General features: G+C 72.0%; 16 protein-coding genes. 9 read left to right on the top strand and 7 right to left on the bottom strand.

All coding sequences use genetic code 11. From position 1 onward, the window contains the following. Positions 1-10 precede the first annotated feature (10 nt). The 5 genes from CLT71_RS20400 to CLT71_RS20380 form a co-directional block, all read right to left on the bottom strand. Positions 11-925, bottom strand: a complete 915-nt coding sequence (locus CLT71_RS20400; protein ID WP_101368510.1) for an ABC transporter ATP-binding protein — start codon at positions 923-925, stop codon at positions 11-13. Next, positions 925-1,245 carry a winged helix-turn-helix domain-containing protein gene (locus tag CLT71_RS20395; protein ID WP_101368509.1) on the bottom strand — a complete coding sequence of 107 codons (321 nt, stop codon included), beginning with the start codon at positions 1,243-1,245 and terminating at the stop codon, positions 925-927. Before CLT71_RS20395 ends, CLT71_RS20400 begins: the two co-directional genes overlap by 1 nt. After that, positions 1,242-1,925: a transporter gene (locus CLT71_RS20390; protein WP_101368508.1), complete on the bottom strand. Its 684-nt coding sequence runs from the start codon at positions 1,923-1,925 to the stop codon at positions 1,242-1,244. Before CLT71_RS20390 ends, CLT71_RS20395 begins: the two co-directional genes overlap by 4 nt. A 122-nt stretch (positions 1,926-2,047) precedes the next feature. Next, positions 2,048-3,193 carry a serine hydrolase domain-containing protein gene (locus CLT71_RS20385; RefSeq protein ID WP_486483704.1) on the bottom strand — a complete coding sequence of 382 codons (1,146 nt, stop codon included), beginning with the start codon at positions 3,191-3,193 and terminating at the stop codon, positions 2,048-2,050. A 351-nt stretch (positions 3,194-3,544) separates the two neighbouring features. Continuing rightward, the gene (locus CLT71_RS20380; protein WP_101368506.1) at positions 3,545-5,542 is read right to left on the bottom strand and encodes a helicase domain-containing protein; all 1,998 of its coding nucleotides are present in this window, start codon (positions 5,540-5,542) and stop codon (positions 3,545-3,547) included. Between the two features lie 365 nt (positions 5,543-5,907). On the opposite strand from CLT71_RS20380, the gene CLT71_RS20375 reads away from it, so the two are divergent. Genes CLT71_RS20375 through CLT71_RS20365 form a run of 3 tightly spaced genes read left to right on the top strand, consistent with a single transcriptional unit; the run spans position 5,908 to position 8,704 of the window. Beyond that, positions 5,908-6,492 (top strand): helix-turn-helix domain-containing protein, encoded by a 585-nt coding sequence (locus CLT71_RS20375; protein ID WP_101368505.1) that lies wholly within the window; start codon positions 5,908-5,910, stop codon positions 6,490-6,492. Between the two features lie 50 nt (positions 6,493-6,542). Beyond that, positions 6,543-7,859, top strand: a complete 1,317-nt coding sequence (locus CLT71_RS20370; protein ID WP_101368504.1) for an MFS transporter — start codon at positions 6,543-6,545, stop codon at positions 7,857-7,859. Next, positions 7,856-8,704: a menaquinone biosynthesis protein gene (locus CLT71_RS20365; protein ID WP_101368503.1), complete on the top strand. Its 849-nt coding sequence runs from the start codon at positions 7,856-7,858 to the stop codon at positions 8,702-8,704. The genes CLT71_RS20370 and CLT71_RS20365 overlap by 4 nt, the downstream gene beginning before the upstream one ends. Positions 8,705-8,754: 50 nt before the next feature. Here the strand turns inward: CLT71_RS20365 and CLT71_RS20360 are convergent, their stop codons facing one another. Next, positions 8,755-9,711 carry a serine hydrolase gene (locus CLT71_RS20360; RefSeq protein ID WP_101368502.1) on the bottom strand — a complete coding sequence of 319 codons (957 nt, stop codon included), beginning with the start codon at positions 9,709-9,711 and terminating at the stop codon, positions 8,755-8,757. Then, positions 9,711-10,670: a hypothetical protein gene (locus CLT71_RS20355; RefSeq protein ID WP_101368501.1), complete on the bottom strand. Its 960-nt coding sequence runs from the start codon at positions 10,668-10,670 to the stop codon at positions 9,711-9,713. Before CLT71_RS20355 ends, CLT71_RS20360 begins: the two co-directional genes overlap by 1 nt. Before the next feature lie 393 nt (positions 10,671-11,063). Here CLT71_RS20355 and paaA point away from each other — a divergent pair, with 393 nt between their 5' ends. From paaA to CLT71_RS20325, 6 genes are all read left to right on the top strand, one after another. After that, positions 11,064-12,134 (top strand): 1,2-phenylacetyl-CoA epoxidase subunit PaaA, encoded by a 1,071-nt coding sequence (gene paaA, locus CLT71_RS20350; RefSeq protein ID WP_101368500.1) that lies wholly within the window; start codon positions 11,064-11,066, stop codon positions 12,132-12,134. Then, positions 12,131-12,433: a 1,2-phenylacetyl-CoA epoxidase subunit PaaB gene (paaB, locus tag CLT71_RS20345; RefSeq protein WP_199187665.1), complete on the top strand. Its 303-nt coding sequence runs from the start codon at positions 12,131-12,133 to the stop codon at positions 12,431-12,433. The genes paaA and paaB overlap by 4 nt, the downstream gene beginning before the upstream one ends. Then, positions 12,430-13,176 (top strand): 1,2-phenylacetyl-CoA epoxidase subunit PaaC, encoded by a 747-nt coding sequence (gene paaC, locus CLT71_RS20340; protein ID WP_101368498.1) that lies wholly within the window; start codon positions 12,430-12,432, stop codon positions 13,174-13,176. The genes paaB and paaC overlap by 4 nt, the downstream gene beginning before the upstream one ends. Next, complete coding sequence (gene paaD / locus CLT71_RS20335; protein ID WP_486483366.1) at positions 13,173-13,682, top strand: 1,2-phenylacetyl-CoA epoxidase subunit PaaD; 510 nt, start codon at positions 13,173-13,175, stop codon at positions 13,680-13,682. Before paaC ends, paaD begins: the two co-directional genes overlap by 4 nt. Next, positions 13,679-14,791, top strand: a complete 1,113-nt coding sequence (gene paaE / locus CLT71_RS20330; RefSeq protein WP_101368496.1) for a 1,2-phenylacetyl-CoA epoxidase subunit PaaE — start codon at positions 13,679-13,681, stop codon at positions 14,789-14,791. The genes paaD and paaE overlap by 4 nt, the downstream gene beginning before the upstream one ends. A gap of 183 nt (positions 14,792-14,974) precedes the next feature. After that, a complete protein-coding gene (locus CLT71_RS20325) occupies positions 14,975-15,250 on the top strand; it encodes a hypothetical protein (RefSeq protein WP_101368495.1) in 276 nt (91 codons plus the stop codon). Positions 15,251-15,372: the final 122 nt, after the last annotated feature.

The following is a 15,372-nucleotide window of genomic DNA, read 5'->3' as shown; positions in this document are numbered from 1 at the left end:
GGGTCCTCCGTCACACGTCGGCGGGTTGCGCGGGCTGGGGGTGGGACTGTGCCGGGGCGGGCCGCGTCTCGGTGATGGCCAGGAAGGCGTCCTCCAGGCTGCTCGGCCGGATCTCCAGGTCGGTGAAGGGGACGCCGCTGTGCACCAGGTCCCGGACGAGTTGGTCGGCGTCGGTGGTGAGCAGGTGGCTGACGCCGTCGACCCGCTCCACGGCCCGTACTCCGGGCAGGGGTGGCAGTTCCGGGGCGACCAGGCTGACCCGGCGTACCCCGACCAGGTCACGGATGGCGCTGACGCTGTCGTCGGCGAGTACCCGGCCGTGGCCGAGCACCACCACCCGGTGTGCCAGTGCCTCGATCTCCTCCAGGTAGTGGCTGCTCAACAGCACCGTGCCGCCGTCGGCGTGGAACTGGCGGATGCCGTCCCAGAGTTCTCGGCGGGCGGTCACGTCGAGCCCGGTGGTCGGCTCGTCCAGGAAGACCAGCCGGGGGCGCCCGACGAAGGCGAGCGCGACCGCCAGCCGGCGTTTCTGACCGCCGGAGAGGCCACCGGTCTGCCGCCGGACCAGGTCGTCGATGCCGAACCGGCCCAGCAGTTCGGCCCGGGGGACCGGGTCGGCGTAGTGCGCGGAGACGAAGTCGACCACCTCGCCGACCCGCAGGGTGGGAGGCAGCCCGGTCTCCTGCGGCGTCATCCCGATCTGTCGACGGCTGGCCGGATCGCGGGGGTCGCCGCCGAAGAGTTCGACCCGGCCTGAGCTGACCCGGCGCAACCCGACCAGCAGGCTCAGCAGGGTGCTCTTGCCGGCACCGTTCGGGCCGAGCAGGCCGACCAGTTCACCGGCCGGGAGTTCGAGGTCGACCCGGTCCAGGGCGGTGACGTCGCCGTACCGGCGGGTGGCCTGGACGGCACGGGCGAGAATCATCACTTCTCCTCGGTCTGGGTCGGTTGGTCGAGCAGGGCGCGGACCGCCAGCGTGTATTCCTCGAAGGCGAACCGGCCGCGTCGGGTGAGCGCGACGAGGGTGGTCGGGGTACGCCCCTGATGGGTCTTGACGATCTCGACGTAGCCGGCCTCTTCGAGCTTGCGCAGGTGCACCGAGAGGTTGCCGGCGGTCATCTGGAGGATGTCCTGGAGCCGGGGAAAGGTGATCCGGTCGTTGCCCCGCAGGGTGGCCAGCGTCGCGGTCACCCGCAGTCGGGCCTGCGCGTGGATCACGGGGTCGAGTTCGGGCAGTCCGGTCACGAGCCGCTCCGGACGCGACGGCGGTCGCGGAGCAGGAAGTGGAGGCCGGCGACCAGCATCCCGCCACCGCCGGCCACCGAGATCAGCAGTGCGTGCCAGCCGACACCGGCGATCACGCCGACGATGTTGATGACGCTGATCCAGACGCCGAGCCGGAACATGTTGCGGTCGAGCCAGATGGCGCCGCCGGCCATGTGCAGGGCGCCGGTGAGCCCGACGCTGACACCGGCCCAGAGCAGCCCGGCGAGGTCGTCGGGCAGGTGCTCGGAGACCTGGCTGAGCGTCGTCGAGAGGCCGGTGAAGCCGAGGCCCCAGGCCAGGCCGTACCACAGGCCGCGCCGGTTGGAGTCGCCGGTGACCTGCCCGTACGTCCGGCCGCCGACAATCCCGGAGGTGATCCCGGCGGCCAGCAGCAGGGTGAGCAGGGTGAGCAGCGGCAGCCAACTGGGCAGGTCGACGAAGACCCGGCCGCCCGGACCGAAGCGCAGGAAGAACAGCCCGAAGCCGATCAGCCAGGCCAGGCCCCAGGGCCAGTAGTACCAGAGTTGGTTGGGGCTGAGCATGCGGGCCGCCTCGGCCTGCTGCTCGGCGATCAGCCGGAGCGCGGCGGCCGGATCGGCGGGCGGCAGGTCGTCACGGTCGGTCGGCCCACCGGTGTGGTCGTTAAAGTTCCCAGTCACGTAAACGAGTTTACGAGACAAAGTCCATCACCGCACCAACTACTTTTTGCGATGACGATCACGCCGGCTTCGCCGAGCACCCGCCCTCCTGCCCGCAAGCGAGCCGGAGGGCGGGTGGCGCGTCAGCCGGCGACGCGAGCGCCGGACAGCGGCCGGTGCAGCAGGGTACTGCCCGGGGCGGCGGTCAGCGGTCCGTCCGCCAGCGGACTTGCCGGTACCCGGCCCCGGGTGGTCGCCGCCGACGGCGTACCGCCGAAGACGGTGGAGAGGAACCCCCAGAGCGCCTCGCCGATCGGGTCGGGCTGTCCCGGTACCCAGTAGTGGCTGGCGTTCAGCGCGACGGTGGCCTGGCGGCGGCCGTCCGGCGAGTGCAGCGAGACGGTCTGGTGGCCGAGTACCACACCGTCGTGTCCCCAGACGGGACCGCTCGGCAGCGGCACGCTGAGCAGGCCCAGCCCGTACTGCACACCGTCCGGCTGGGTCGGGTCGGCCGGTACCGTGCGACGCATCTGCGCCAGTTCGGCCGGCCGCAGCAGCCGGCCGCCGAGCAGAGCCCGGAAGAACCTGTTCACGTCGGCGGTGGTGGAGACGAGATCCCCGGCCATCCAGCCCCAGGACATGTTGAAGACGCTGAAGTCCCGCAGCGTCCCGTCGACCCAGGGCACGTACCCGGCCGAGTGCGGCCCGTCGATCGTGGGATCCGTACCCGGGAAACGGCTCCGGCGCAGCCCGAGCGGGCGCAGCACGCGGCGGGTGACCTCGACGGCGGCCGGCCGCCCGGTGACCCGCTCCAGCAGCAGCCCGGCGAGCACGTAGTTGGTGTTCGAGTAGGAGTGCCGCTCGCCCGGCGCGTTGGTCGGCTCCTGACCCAGCCCGATCGCGGCCAGCTCCAGCGGCCGGATGGTGCTGCGCTGGTACTTCTCGATGCTCTCCACCGAACCGAAGATCACGTGGTCGTAGTCGTTGATCCCGCTGGTCTGGTCGAGCAGCATCCGCACGGTCACTCCGGGCGGGGCGAGCCGGGGCAGATAGCGGCGCAGCGGCGCGTCCAGCCCGAGCCGCCGCTCGGCGACGAGTTGCAGCAGCGCTGTGGCGACGAAGGTCTTGGTGATGCTGCCGATCCGGTGCTGGAAGTCGGGTCGCACCGGCCGGCCGGTGGTCACGTCGGCGACGCCGCTGGCGCCCCGCCAGGTGGCGTGCCCGTCACGTACCTCGGCGAAGACGCCTGGCATCCCAGCGTCGGTGATCGCCCGCAGGGCGTCGCGCAGCGCCTCGTCCGGCAGCGTGCCGCCGGAGCCGGGCCGGGCCGCGCCGACCGGGGCGGCGAGCGCCGGGGAGACGCCGGCGGCGAGCGCGGTGGCGGCCAGGGCGGACCCGGTGACGGTACGCAGGAAGTCGCGGCGGGACTGGAGTGGACGGAACGCGGACAACTGGTCCTCCCCCGAGGGATGGTGTGTCGTGCTCTTCCCCTCGAATTCTGGCCCGGCCCGGCGGGCGGATCGTCCACTTCGGTGCCGAGATCGGACTCGCCACCGTGGACGAGCCGGTCCCCGCCCGGTCCGCCGGCCGGTTCCCTCGCGAGGTGGACCCGGGCCGCCGAATCTCACGGCCCGCCACGGTCACAGGGGTGCGGGCAGCGGCTCGCTGTGCAGCACGGCGAGCCGGGAGACCGCCCGGGTAAGCACCACGTAGAGCCGGTGCAGGCCGCGCGGTTCCGCCGCCACGATCCGGGCCGGTTCGACGACTATGACGTGGTCGTACTCCAGACCTTTGGCCAGGGTGGCCGGCACGACGGTGACCCGGGCGGCGGCCTCGACCTCGTCGGCGGTCGCGGTCGGGATGCCGGCGTCGGCCAGCGCCGCGCGCAGCCCGTCCGTCTCGGACTCGGCGGCGATGACCGCGATCGAACCCTCGTGGGCCAGCGCCGCCCGTACCTCGGTCACCGTCGCCGCCGCCAGGTCGGGCACGGTACGGATCTCCAGTGCACCGTCGGAGCGCAGCGACTCGGCCGGGGGTACGTCCACACCGAGCGCCGGCAGCAGCCGGTTCGCCAGCGCCAGCACCGCGGCGGGTACCCGGAAGCCCATGGTCAGCGGCACCACCGAGGCGTCCGGCTTGCCGAGGTGCCGCAGCGACTCCCGCCAGTCGGTGGCGGCCCACGGGGCGGTGCCCTGGGCGAGGTCGCCGAGCAGCGTGACCGAGCCGTGCTCGCTGCGCCGGGCGATCACCCGGCACTGCATCGGGGAGAGGTCCTGTGCCTCGTCGAGCACCACGTGCCCGAAGCTGGGCAGCCGTTCGACCAGCCCGGCCGCCTCGTCGACGAGTACGGCGTCGGCGGCGGTCCACCTCGCCGCCTTCGGGGTGCGGGGCGGCTTCGGCCAGGTCAGCAGCGCCTGTTCGGCCTCGGTGAGCAGCCCGTCGGCGGTGGACGCCAGCGCCTCGGGGTCGGCCAGCAGCCGGTGCAGCAGCCCGTCCGGGGTGACCGCCGGCCAGCAGTGGTCGAGGAACTCGGTGACCGGCCTGCACCGGCCCATCCGGCGCAGCCAGCTCTCGCCGGGCGAGTCGCCCCGACGGGCCTCCGACTGGCGTTGCAGCAGGCCGACGACCCGGGCCCGGACCCGTTCCCGGCCGGTGGCGTACGGCAGCCCCTCCCGGCGGGCCTCCTCGACGACCCGGCGCAGCGCCTCGGCCGTCACCCGCCACCGGTACGAGCCGTCGGAGACCACCAGCGGCTCCTCCGGGGTCCGCAGCTGCCCGGCCAGCGCCCGGCGTAGCACCTCGGCCATCCGGGGATCGTGCTTCAGCGCGGCGGTTTCCGGGGGGTCCACCGCCCGTACCGGGGTGTCGAGCAGGTCCTGCACTGTCGCCTGGGTCACCTCGACCTCGCCGAGCGCCGGCAGCACCGCCGAGATGTACGACAGGAACGCCCGGTTCGGCCCGACGACGAGTACCCCGGAGCGGCGCAGCCGTTCCCGGTGCAGATAGAGCAGGTACGCGGCCCGGTGCAGCCCGACCGCCGTCTTCCCGGTCCCCGGTGCACCCTGTACGCAGATTGAGTCGGCCAGGTCGGCCCGGACCAGTTCGTCCTGCTCGGGCTGGATGGTGGCGACGATGTCCCGCATCGGCCCGACCCGGGGGCGTTCGATCTCGGCGGTGAGGATCCGGCTGGCGGTGCCGTACTCCTCGCCCCGGTCGAGGTGCTCGTCCTCGAAGCTGGTGAGCTGGCCGGCGCCGAAGCCGAACCGCCGTCGGACCCGTACCCCCTGCGGGTCGCGGGCGGTGGCCCGGTAGAACGAGCGGGAGATCGGCGCCCGCCAGTCCAGCACCATCGGCTCGCCGGTCGGGTCGGTGACGTGCCGGCGCCCGATGTGGTGGCTGTCGTCGGCGAAGTCGAGGCGGCCGAAGAAGAGCGGGGTGGTCGGATCGTCGGCGAGTTCGGCGACCCGCCGGGAGAGGGTCCGGCCCAGCGTCTCGGCCGCGTACGCGTCACCGGCCACGTCCTGACCGGTCGCGAAGAGTGACTCGGCGTGTTCCCGCATCCGCCGCAGGGCGGCCCGGGAGGCGGCCAGGTGTGCGCGTTCGTGTTCCAGGTCGGTGTCGAGGTCCTGTGCGGGCATGCTGGTTTCCCATCGGCGCGTCACGCGCGTTGGCTGCTCGCTCGCGTGTCCGGGGGCGGATGGCCGGCACCCGGCGCGGGGACGTCCGCTGCGGTGCTTTCTCACCTCGGCCGTCAAGCGGTCAGCCAGCCTACCTGTGGCTCGGCTCCCGTTCCATCGAATTACCGGCCGCGCCGCCCGGACCGCCGGGGTGGGTCGGCCAGCATGTCGGCCGGAGTGAAGGTGCGAACCTCCGGGTGGCCGGTCGGCGTACTACAAACTGTTTGTAGTACCGGCAGCTTGCACTACAAACAGTTTGTAGCTCGGCGCCACCGTGTGGCGCGGGTGGGCGCCGGCTGGCCGGCCGGAGGCGGAATCATGTGCACATGACCGAGGAGCCCGTCGAGCAGCGACAAGTCATGATCAGTGATCCGCAGGTGATGCGGGCGCTGGCGCATCCGGCGCGGCTGGGGATCATGGAGCACCTGACCACCACCGGCGCGGCGGTCACCGCCACCGAGTGCGCCGAGATCGTCGGGCTCTCGCCGAGTGCGGTCAGCTATCACCTGCGTGAGCTGGCCAAGTTCGGCCTGGTCGAGCAGGCGCCGAGCCGGGGCGACGCCCGCGAGCGGCTCTGGCGCAGCAGCGTCGGCTCCTGGGGGGTCGATGTCGGCCAGGACGCGCCAGCGGAGGCGCGGGCCGCCGAGGAGACCCTGATCGAGGTGTACGCCGCCCGCGACATGGAGCGGGTACGCAACTGGGCGCGGCGATCCGGCGCGGAGCCGAGGGAGTGGTACGACGCGGCCCGGTACGGCGGTGCGGTGCTGATGCTCACCGCCGAGGAGTTGGTGGAGTTGAACGACCGGATCCGTGAGCTGATGCGGCCGTACCGGCGGCGGGAGCGGGTCGATCCGCCCGAGGGTTCCCGCCCGGTGATGGTCCACTACGCGGCGCTGCCGATGGAGAACTGACCGTCCCGCCGGGGTTGCGTACGGCAGTTGTGAAGGATTACTTTCGAAGTATGTCTTTCACAACTGCCGGCGCCGCCGTACCCGTCGACCCGACGGTCTCGCGCTGGCGGGACGTCTACCTGGCCGCCGGTGCCCGAGCCGTCTCGACCTGCGGTGACTTCCTCGCCGCGACCGCCCTGGCGCTCGCCCTGCAAACCGCCGGGGCGGGTGGGCTGGCGGTTTCCGGGGTGCTGCTGGCCGCCACCCTGCCGCTGGTGCTGCTCGCCCCGCTGACCGGTCGACTGGCCGACCGGGTGGACAGCCGCACCCTGCTGGTCTGGGCGGGTGCCGGCCAGGCGCTGGTCTGCGTCGCGCTCGCCCTGACCGAGAGCACCGCCGTGATCCTGCTGCTCGCCGCGCTGCTCGCCTGCGGGCTGGCGGTGACCCAGCCGACCCTGGCCGCCCTGCTCCCCGAGATGGTGCGTCGGGCCGACCTGCCCCGAGCCAGCGCGATCAACCAGACCGCCGGCTCGGTCGGCATGCTCCTCGCGCCGGCCCTGGCCGGGCTGCTGGTCGGGCAGTTCGGTGCCCGGGTACCGCTGCTGCTCGACGCCGGCAGCTATCTCGCACTGATCGCCGCCGGCCTGCTGCTGCGTACCCGCCGGGGCGGTCGACGGGCGACGGGGGTGACCGGCGGGGTGACCCCGGCACCGGTGGCTCCCGCCTGGCGGCTGCGCCGCGACCCGCTGCTCTGGACGATGGTGGCCGCGATCGCCGGTACGGTCGCCGGGGTGGGCGCGGTCAACGTGATCGAGGTCTTCTACGTACGCGAGACCCTGCACTCCTCGACCACGATGTTCGGCCTGGTCAGCGCGGCCTGGACCGCCGGCATGCTGGTCGGCGCCTGGCTGCTGGCCGGCACCGCCCGGCGGGCCCGGGACGACGGCGCCCTGGTCCAGTGGGTGCTCGGGATGCTCGGCGCGGCCTGCCTGCTCGTCGCGCTCGGTGCCACCGTGCCGGCCGCCGGCTGGCTGGTCCCGCTCTGGCTGGTCGGCGGCGCCGCCAACGGCGGGTTGAACGTCTTCAGCAATCTCGTGCTGGCCAACCGGGTGCCGCCGGCGGCGCGCGGCCGGGCCTTCGCCGCCCAGGGCGCCGCGATCCAGGGTGCTGGGATGTTCGGGTACCTGGCCGGCGGGCTCCTGCTCGCCGGCTTCCCGCCCCGGCCGCTGGTCGCGGTGACCGGTGTGGCCGGGCTGGCCGTGGTCGCCGCGGTGACCCCGGTGGTGGTGCGGGCCGCCCGACGGGAACGGGCGGCGATGCGTCCTGGGCCACTTCCGTCCCGGTCGGCCGAGCAGCCGGTCGAGCCGGCGGTTACCGTCGGATCATGACCGAGCTACGGCGACCCCGGGTAGGCCATATCCAGTTCCTCAACTGTCTGCCGATCTACTGGGGGCTGATGCGCTCCGGTGCCCTGATCGACGTCGAGCTGCACAAGGACTCGCCGGAGCGGCTCAGCGCCGCCCTGGTCGCCGGTGACCTCGACATCGGGCCGATCACCCTGGTGGAGTACCTCAAGCACGTCGACGAACTGCTGCTGCTGCCGGATCTCGCGGTCGGCAGCGACGGCCCGGTGCTCTCGGTCAACATCGTCTCCACCCGCCCGCTGGCCGAGCTGGACGACGCCAAGGTCGCCCTCGGCTCCACCTCCCGTACCGGTGTGCTGCTCGCCCAAATGCTGCTCGCGCAGAAGTACGGCGTGCACCCCGAGTACTTCAGCTGCCCGCCCGATCTGACCACCATGCTGCTGGAGGCCGAGGCAGGGGTGCTGATCGGTGACGTCGCGCTGCGCGCCCTCTACGAGGCGCCCGGACGTGGGCTCGCCGTGACCGACCTGGGTCAGGCCTGGCGGGACTGGACCGGGCTGCCGATGGTCTTCGCCGTCTGGGCGGTACGCCGGGACTTCGCGGCCAGCCACCCTGGGCAGGTCAAGGACGTGCACCAGGCGTTCCTGCGCTCCCGCGACCTCTGCCTGGCCGAACTCGACGAGGTCGCCGAGGCGGCGGCCCGGTGGGAGCCGTTCGACGCGGCGACCCTGGCGACGTACTTCCGGACGCTCGACTTCTCGCTCGGCGAGCGCCAGGTGGCGGGGCTTCGGGAGTTCGCCCGGCGGGCCGTCGAGCTGGCCGGCGTACCGCCGCTGCCGGCGGGCGGGCCGGTCTTCTTCTCCGCCTGACGAACGAACCGGGCGGGCCGGGTGGCACCCGGCCCGCTCCGGGTGGCGGCTCAGGTGGCGTCGGCGGCGGCTCGAAGCTGTCGGGCCACGTCCTCGCAGATCTTCGCCCCGTACGTGTAACCGAGGTCGAGCGCGTACCGGGTCTCCACCGCCATCGTCCAACCGTCGCCGATGGCCAGGCAGTTCACCGTGTACCTCTGCTCACGTTGCCGGTCGACCCAGCCGTTCTTGACCGCGATGGTCTTCTGCTCGGCGGCCGGGAACGCCTTGCGGATGCCGAAGTTGCCGACCCCGCGTACGGCGCGCATCTCGTCGAGCAGCCACTCGGTCCACTTCGGCCCGGCGGCCCGGCCGTCGGCGATGCAGGCGCCCATCCGGGCGGTGTCCCGGGCCGAGAGCGCGGTGCGGCTCCAACCGCCGTCGGCGGCGGGGCTGCTGTCGGTCAGGTCGCAGATGCTGATCAGGCGCTTGATCGACGCCGTGCCGCCGTTGACCTCGTAGAGGGTCTGCGCGGCGTTGTTGTCGCTGTCCCGGATCATGATCGAGACCTGGTTCATCCGGGTGTCGCTCGGGGTGTCGCCCTTCTCGTCGGCGCGACGCAGGTAGTCGGCACCGATCCACGCCTTGATCATCGAGGCGGTCGGGTTGGTCTCGTCCATGTTGGCTGAACCGGAGATCTTGCCGGTCCGGGTGTCCATCAGCGCCCAGTTCCACCAGCCGTCCTTGTCGAGCTTCACCCTGGCCGGCGCGACCGGCAGCGGCGGCAACTCGGGGCTCGGCGTCGGGGTGGGCGTGGCCGGCCGGCCCGGGGCGGTGGCGGACGGGCGGGCCGGACCGGACGGTTCGCCCCACTTGGCGGCGGCGGTACTCGCGAACGGGGAGCCCGGCATCAGTCGGAGCCCGACGAGCACCAGCGCCAGCAGTACGACGGAGATCAGGGTCAGCCGCAGCATGGTGGACCGGTTGGACCGGGCCCGTCGCTCGGCGGCACGTCGCTCGGAGTTCATCAGGACTTCTTCACGGTGAGTGGCTGCGGCACCCTGAGTACGGCACCCGGCTGGTCGGTGACCAGTTGACTGGCGACGCTGGCGCAGACGTCGGCGCCGAAGTCGAGCCCCTTCGAGCCGGAGTAGCGGGTCATCACGGAGAGCACCCAGTCGTCGTTGATGGCGAGGCAGTTCAGGTGCCACTTCCCGTCAGCGTTGATCAGGGTCCAGCCGTTTTTGATGCTGACCGGCCCCTGCGCGAGGATCCCCTTCGGCAGGCCGTCGATGATGCCCCAGCGGCCACCGCCCTGCCGAGCCTGCTGATCCTTGGCGGCGGTCGTACCGCGAACCTTGCTCATCTCGTCCAGCACCCACTCGGTCCACTTCGGTCCGGCTGCGGTGCCGTCCTTGACGCACTCTCCCATCCGGACCGCGTCCCGAGGGGACATACTGGTATAACTCCACCAAATGCTCTTCTCGCCGGGAGGAATCTCCTTGGCGGTATCGGTGAGTTCGCACATCTTGATCAAGCGGTCCAGGGTGCTCGCGCCGCCGGCAGCCTTGTAGATGGCGTTGGTGGAGTCGTCGTTGCTGTCCCGGATCGCCGTGCTCGCCATCTTGAGGTACGCCGAGGAGGGCTTCCTGTCCCCGAGCCTGCGGAGATAGTCGGAGACGATCCAGACCTTGATCATCGACTCGGTCGAGTTGGTCGAGGCCATGTTCTTGGAGCCGGAGATCTTTCCGCTCTCCCGGTCGAGCAGTGCCCAGCCGAGGAACCCGTCCACCCCCTTCACCGTGACCGGCGCGGCGGCCAGGGTCGGTGGCGGCGGTGCGGCGGGTTCGATCCCGACCGGCGCCTCCTCGGCGGAGGAGGTGCCTCCGTCGGAATCGACCAGCCGGGCGTATGCGGCGGGCACGAGCAACAGGCCGCCAAGCACGGCTGTCGTGATGGCGAGCACCAGGGCCACGCGGGGACGCATGAGGATGGGGCTCCAAGAGTGAAGGCCGGGGGGCCGCTGTATCCAGGGCGCTGTGCGGTGTGCTGTGGGTCGGCGGCGCCTCCGCCAGCCCCACACCGGCGGTCTGCTCCGCGTCCGCGCTGCCGGGGGAAGCGGCAGTACGGGAACGGGGAAAGTTTACGTGGCCGGGTCCAATCCGCCAGATGGTGAAGCCCCGGGAGTTCTCTGGTGTCGCCCCAAAATGATCGGATATAGGCGGATAGATGCTGAATATCTGGGTGACTGTGACCAGCCTCATTCAGTAATGAGTGCGGACATTTCGCGCCTGGTGCCCGGCCAGCTCGGCGCCGGGTCTGGGCGGCAGTTCTATTACACGTCTTGGTTACCGACCGGTTGGGCTGTAACACTTGCAACGTGTACGGACATGACTTCCCGGTCCCGGATGACGGACCCGCCGACGGCCTGCTCGGTCAGGTCGAGGCGGCGGAGGCGGCGCTGCGGGCAGCCGCCGACCGTGGCCGTCCCGGCACCGACCCCGCCGCCGACACCGACCCGCAGGACTACTTCACCGCGCTGATCGGCGCGGACCAGAAGATCGAACCCCGGGACTGGATGCCGGAGGCGTACCGGAAGACGCTGATCCGGCAGATCGCCCAGCACGCCCACTCCGAGATCATCGGTATGCAGCCGGAGGGGAACTGGATCAGCCGCGCCCCCTCGCTCAAGCGCAAGGCGATCCTGCTCGCCAAGGTGCAGGACGAGGCCGGGCACGGGCTCTACCTCTACGCCGCCGCCGAGACCCTCGGGGTGAGCCGGGACGAACTGGTCGAGCTGCTGCTCGCCGGCCGGCAGAAGTACAGCTCGATCTTCAACTACCCGACCCTGACCTGGGCCGACGTCGGCGCCATCGGCTGGCTGGTGGACGGCGCGGCGATCGTCAACCAGGTGCCGCTGTGCCGCTGCTCGTACGGGCCGTACGCCCGAGCCATGATCAGGATCTGCAAGGAGGAGTCCTTCCACCAGCGGCAGGGCTACGAGATCCTGCACACCCTGGCGAACGGCACCTCCGAGCAGCACGCGATGGCCCAGGACGCGGTCGACAGGTGGTGGTACCCGTCGCTGGCGATGTTCGGCCCGCCGGACGGTGACTCGACGCACTCCCAGCAGTCGATGGCCTGGAAGATCAAGCGGTTCTCCAACGACGAGCTGCGGCAGCGCTTCGTCGACATGTGCGTGCAGCAGGCAGGTGTGCTCGGCCTCACCCTGCCCGACCCCGACCTGCGGTGGAACGAGGACCGGCAGGCGCACGACTACACCCAGCCCGACTACGCCGAGCTGATGCGGGTGATCTCCGGCGACGGGCCGTGCAACAGGCAACGGATCGCACACCGCCGCCGGGCGGACGCCGACGGGGCCTGGGTACGCGAGGCAGCGCAGGCGTACGCGGCCAAGCGGGCCGCCGAGTGTACGGTGGTGCCGGCGTGACCGCCCCGAGCCAGGGCCGGGCCAACTGGCCGCTCTGGGAGGTCTTCGTCCGGGCCCGGCGCGGCCTGTCGCACACCCACGTCGGCAGCCTGCACGCCCCCGACGCCGAGCTGGCGCTGCGCAACGCCCGGGACCTCTACACCCGCCGGCAGGAGGGCGTCTCGATCTGGGTAGTGCCGGCACAGGCGATCACCGCCTCCAGCCCGGACGAGAAGGACGCGTTCTTCGAGCCCTCGGCCGACAAGGTCTACCGGCACCCGACGTTCTATCCGGTACCCGACGGGGCGGCGCACCTGTGAACCCCACCGGCGCACCCGCATCCACCACAGTGGAGTACCTGCTCGGCCTCGGCGACGACGCCCTGGTCGCCGCCCAGCGGCTCGGCGAGTGGGTCACCGCCGCACCGGAGCTGGAGGAGGACGTCGCGCTGGCCAACATCGCCCTGGACCAGCTCGGCGCCGCCCGGCTGCTGCTGAGCTACGCCGGGGAGCTGGAGGGGGCCGGCCGGGACGAGGACGCGCTGGCGTACCTGCGCACCGATCGGGAGTACCGCAACTGCCTGCTGGTCGAGCTGCCGAACGGCGACTTCGCGATGACCATGGCGAAGCTGCTCTTCCTGTCGGCGTACCAGCTTCCGCTCTACACCGCGTTGAGCGGGTGCGCCGACGAACGGCTCGCCGCGATCGCCGGCAAGGCCCGCAAGGAGGTGGCCTACCACCTCGACCACGCCAGCGCATGGACGGTACGCCTCGGTGACGGCACCGAGGAGTCGCACCGGCGGATGCGGGCGGCGGTGGAGGAGCTGTGGCCGTACACCGGTGAACTGTTCGTGGCCGACCCGGCGGCGCCGGTCGACCCGGCCGGGCTGCGCGCGGCCTTCCTGGGCAACGTCGAGCCGGTGCTGGAGGCGGCCACGCTGGAGCGCCCGGCGGACGGCTGGGGGCCGACCGGCGGCCGGTCCGGGCTGCACACCGAGCACCTCTCCTATCTGCTGGCCGAGATGCAGGTGCTGCACCGGGCGCACCCGGGAGCCCGATGGTGAGCGGGTCCACGGCGGCGCGCCGGGCCGCGGCGGCGGTGGTCGACCCCGAGCTGCGGGTGCTGACCATCGAGGACCTCGGGATCCTGCGGGAGGTGACCGAGGACCCGGCGACCGGCCGGGTCACCGTGACCATCACCCCCACCTACACCGGCTGCCCGGCGATGGACGTGATCCGGGCCGACATCCGGGCCGCGCTGGCCGCGGCCGGGTATCCGGACGCGGAGGTCGTCACCGTCCTCGCGCCGGCCTGGACCACCGACTGGATCTCCGAGGCCGGCCGGGCCAAACTCGCCGCCGCCGGGATCGCCCCGCCTGAGGCGTTAGGCGGGGGCCCTTCTACCACCGAAAGCGCTATGCGGGGGCCCTTCCTTACGTTGAGCGTGCGGTGCCCGCACTGCGGTGCCGGCGACACCGAACAGGTCAGCCGGTTCGGCTCCACCGCCTGCAAGTCGCTGTGGCGGTGCCGGGCCTGTCGGGAACCCTTCGACCATCTGAGGGCGTTTTGAGCGTAACCATCAACCGGCCGGTCCGGCGCCGGCCGGTCTTCCACCCGCTGCCGGTCCGGGAGGTCGACCGGCTCACCGAGGACGCGGTAGCGGTCACCTTCGAGGTACCGGCCGCGTTGCGGGAGACCTTCGCCTTCAGGGCCGGACAGCACCTCACGGTACGGCGGCTGCTGCCGGACGGGGCCGAGGTGCGGCGGTCGTACTCGATCTGCTCGACCCCGGCCGAGCTGGCCGCGACCGGACAGCTCCGGATCGGGGTACGGGAGGTGCCGGGCGGCGCCTTCTCCAGTTTCGCGGTCTCGGCGCTGCGGGCCGGCGACACGGTCGAGGTGCTGCCGCCGCTCGGGACGTTCGGCACGGCGTTCGCGCCGGACCGGGCCCGGCACTACGCCGGGGTGGTCGCCGGATCGGGCATCACACCGGTGCTGTCGCTGGTCGCCACCGCGCTCGCCGTCGAGCCGGCCAGCACCTTCACCCTGGTGTACGGCAACAGGTACGGCCGAACCGTCATGTTCGTGGAGGAGTTGGCCGACCTGAAGGACCGCTACCCGCAGCGGCTGCACCTGGTGCACGTGCTGTCCCGGGAGCCGGGCGAGTCGCCGTTGCTCTCCGGCCGGGTCGACGCCGAGCGGCTCGGCCGGCTGCTCGACACCATCGTGCCGGCCGAGCGGATCGACGAGTGGTTCCTCTGCGGCCCGTACGGGATGGTGCTCGACGCGCGGCGGGTGCTGGCCGAGCGGGGGGTGCCGGAGCGCGCCGTACACGCCGAACTGTTCCATGTGGACGCTCCGCCCGCGCCACCGGTACGCCCCGCCGGGACGGGGTCCGACGCCGGCACCGAGGTGACGATCCGGCTGGACGGCCGGACGTCGAGTTTCCGGATGGGGCGCGACGAGCGGGTACTCGACGCCGCCCTGCGGGTGCGGAGCGAGCTGCCGTACGCCTGCAAGGGCGGGGTCTGCTCGACCTGCCGGGCGAGGGTGGTCGCCGGTGAGGTGTCGATGGCCCGCAACTACGCGCTGGAGCCGGACGAGGTGGCCGCCGGGTACGTGCTGACCTGCCAGGCCAGCCCGGTCACCGACACGCTGGAGGTCGACTACGACGGCTGAGGCGGGTTGTCCCGGGTCCGTCTTGATGCAGGCGGACATGGATCGCCATCGGTGGGTTCGACGCGTTGCGCGGATGACGGAAACCTTGCCGCGCGCGGCTGGCAAGAGATAGATCGATCTCTATCTTGAGAGTCGGCAGCGCCACCGGTGGACGGGTGGTGGCGCCGATTCTGAGGAGAATCCATGCGTCGAGTTCGGACTGTCGCCGCCCTCGCCCTCACCGGCGCCGCGTTGCTGCTCGGGGCCGGTGCGCCGGCCCAGGCGGCTGTGTCGGTCGACCATCGGGCGGTGGCCGACAATCCCTCCCCGTACCCCTTCGGTTCCTACTACACCCTCGAGGCGTGTCGCTACTTCGGGGAGAGCCTGGTCGCGGGTGGCGCCTGGCGTTACTACAGCTGCGTCTACGAGTGGCGCACCGGTGAGCCGCAGGGGTACTACTACCTCACCATGTACAACTGACATCGTCGCGGCCGGCGGAGCCGGGTAGGCATCGCGGCGCAGCCTGTCGAGCTGCCCCGGCTCCGCGCCCACCTCGGGAGTGGCGGGTCCCGGCCGGCCAGGCGGTTGAAGAAATTCTTCGA

Source organism: Plantactinospora sp. CNZ320, from assembly GCF_002846275.1.
Note: the sequence above shows the minus strand (reverse complement) of the source record. Positions and strands in the feature narration are given on the sequence as shown.

Excerpts from the sequence above, each read along its gene's own strand:
- CLT71_RS20400 (WP_101368510.1), bottom strand. The coding sequence starts at position 925 with ATGATTCTCGCCCGTGCCGTCCAGGCCACCCGCCGGTACGGCGACGTC.
- CLT71_RS20380 (WP_101368506.1), bottom strand. The coding sequence starts at position 5,542 with ATGCCCGCACAGGACCTCGACACCGACCTGGAACACGAACGCGCACAC.
- CLT71_RS20375 (WP_101368505.1), top strand. The coding sequence starts at position 5,908 with ATGACCGAGGAGCCCGTCGAGCAGCGACAAGTCATGATCAGTGATCCG.
- CLT71_RS20370 (WP_101368504.1), top strand. The coding sequence starts at position 6,543 with ATGTCTTTCACAACTGCCGGCGCCGCCGTACCCGTCGACCCGACGGTC.
- CLT71_RS20365 (WP_101368503.1), top strand. The coding sequence starts at position 7,856 with ATGACCGAGCTACGGCGACCCCGGGTAGGCCATATCCAGTTCCTCAAC.
- CLT71_RS20360 (WP_101368502.1), bottom strand. The coding sequence starts at position 9,711 with ATGAACTCCGAGCGACGTGCCGCCGAGCGACGGGCCCGGTCCAACCGG.
- CLT71_RS20355 (WP_101368501.1), bottom strand. The coding sequence starts at position 10,670 with ATGCGTCCCCGCGTGGCCCTGGTGCTCGCCATCACGACAGCCGTGCTT.
- CLT71_RS20325 (WP_101368495.1), top strand. The coding sequence starts at position 14,975 with ATGCGTCGAGTTCGGACTGTCGCCGCCCTCGCCCTCACCGGCGCCGCG.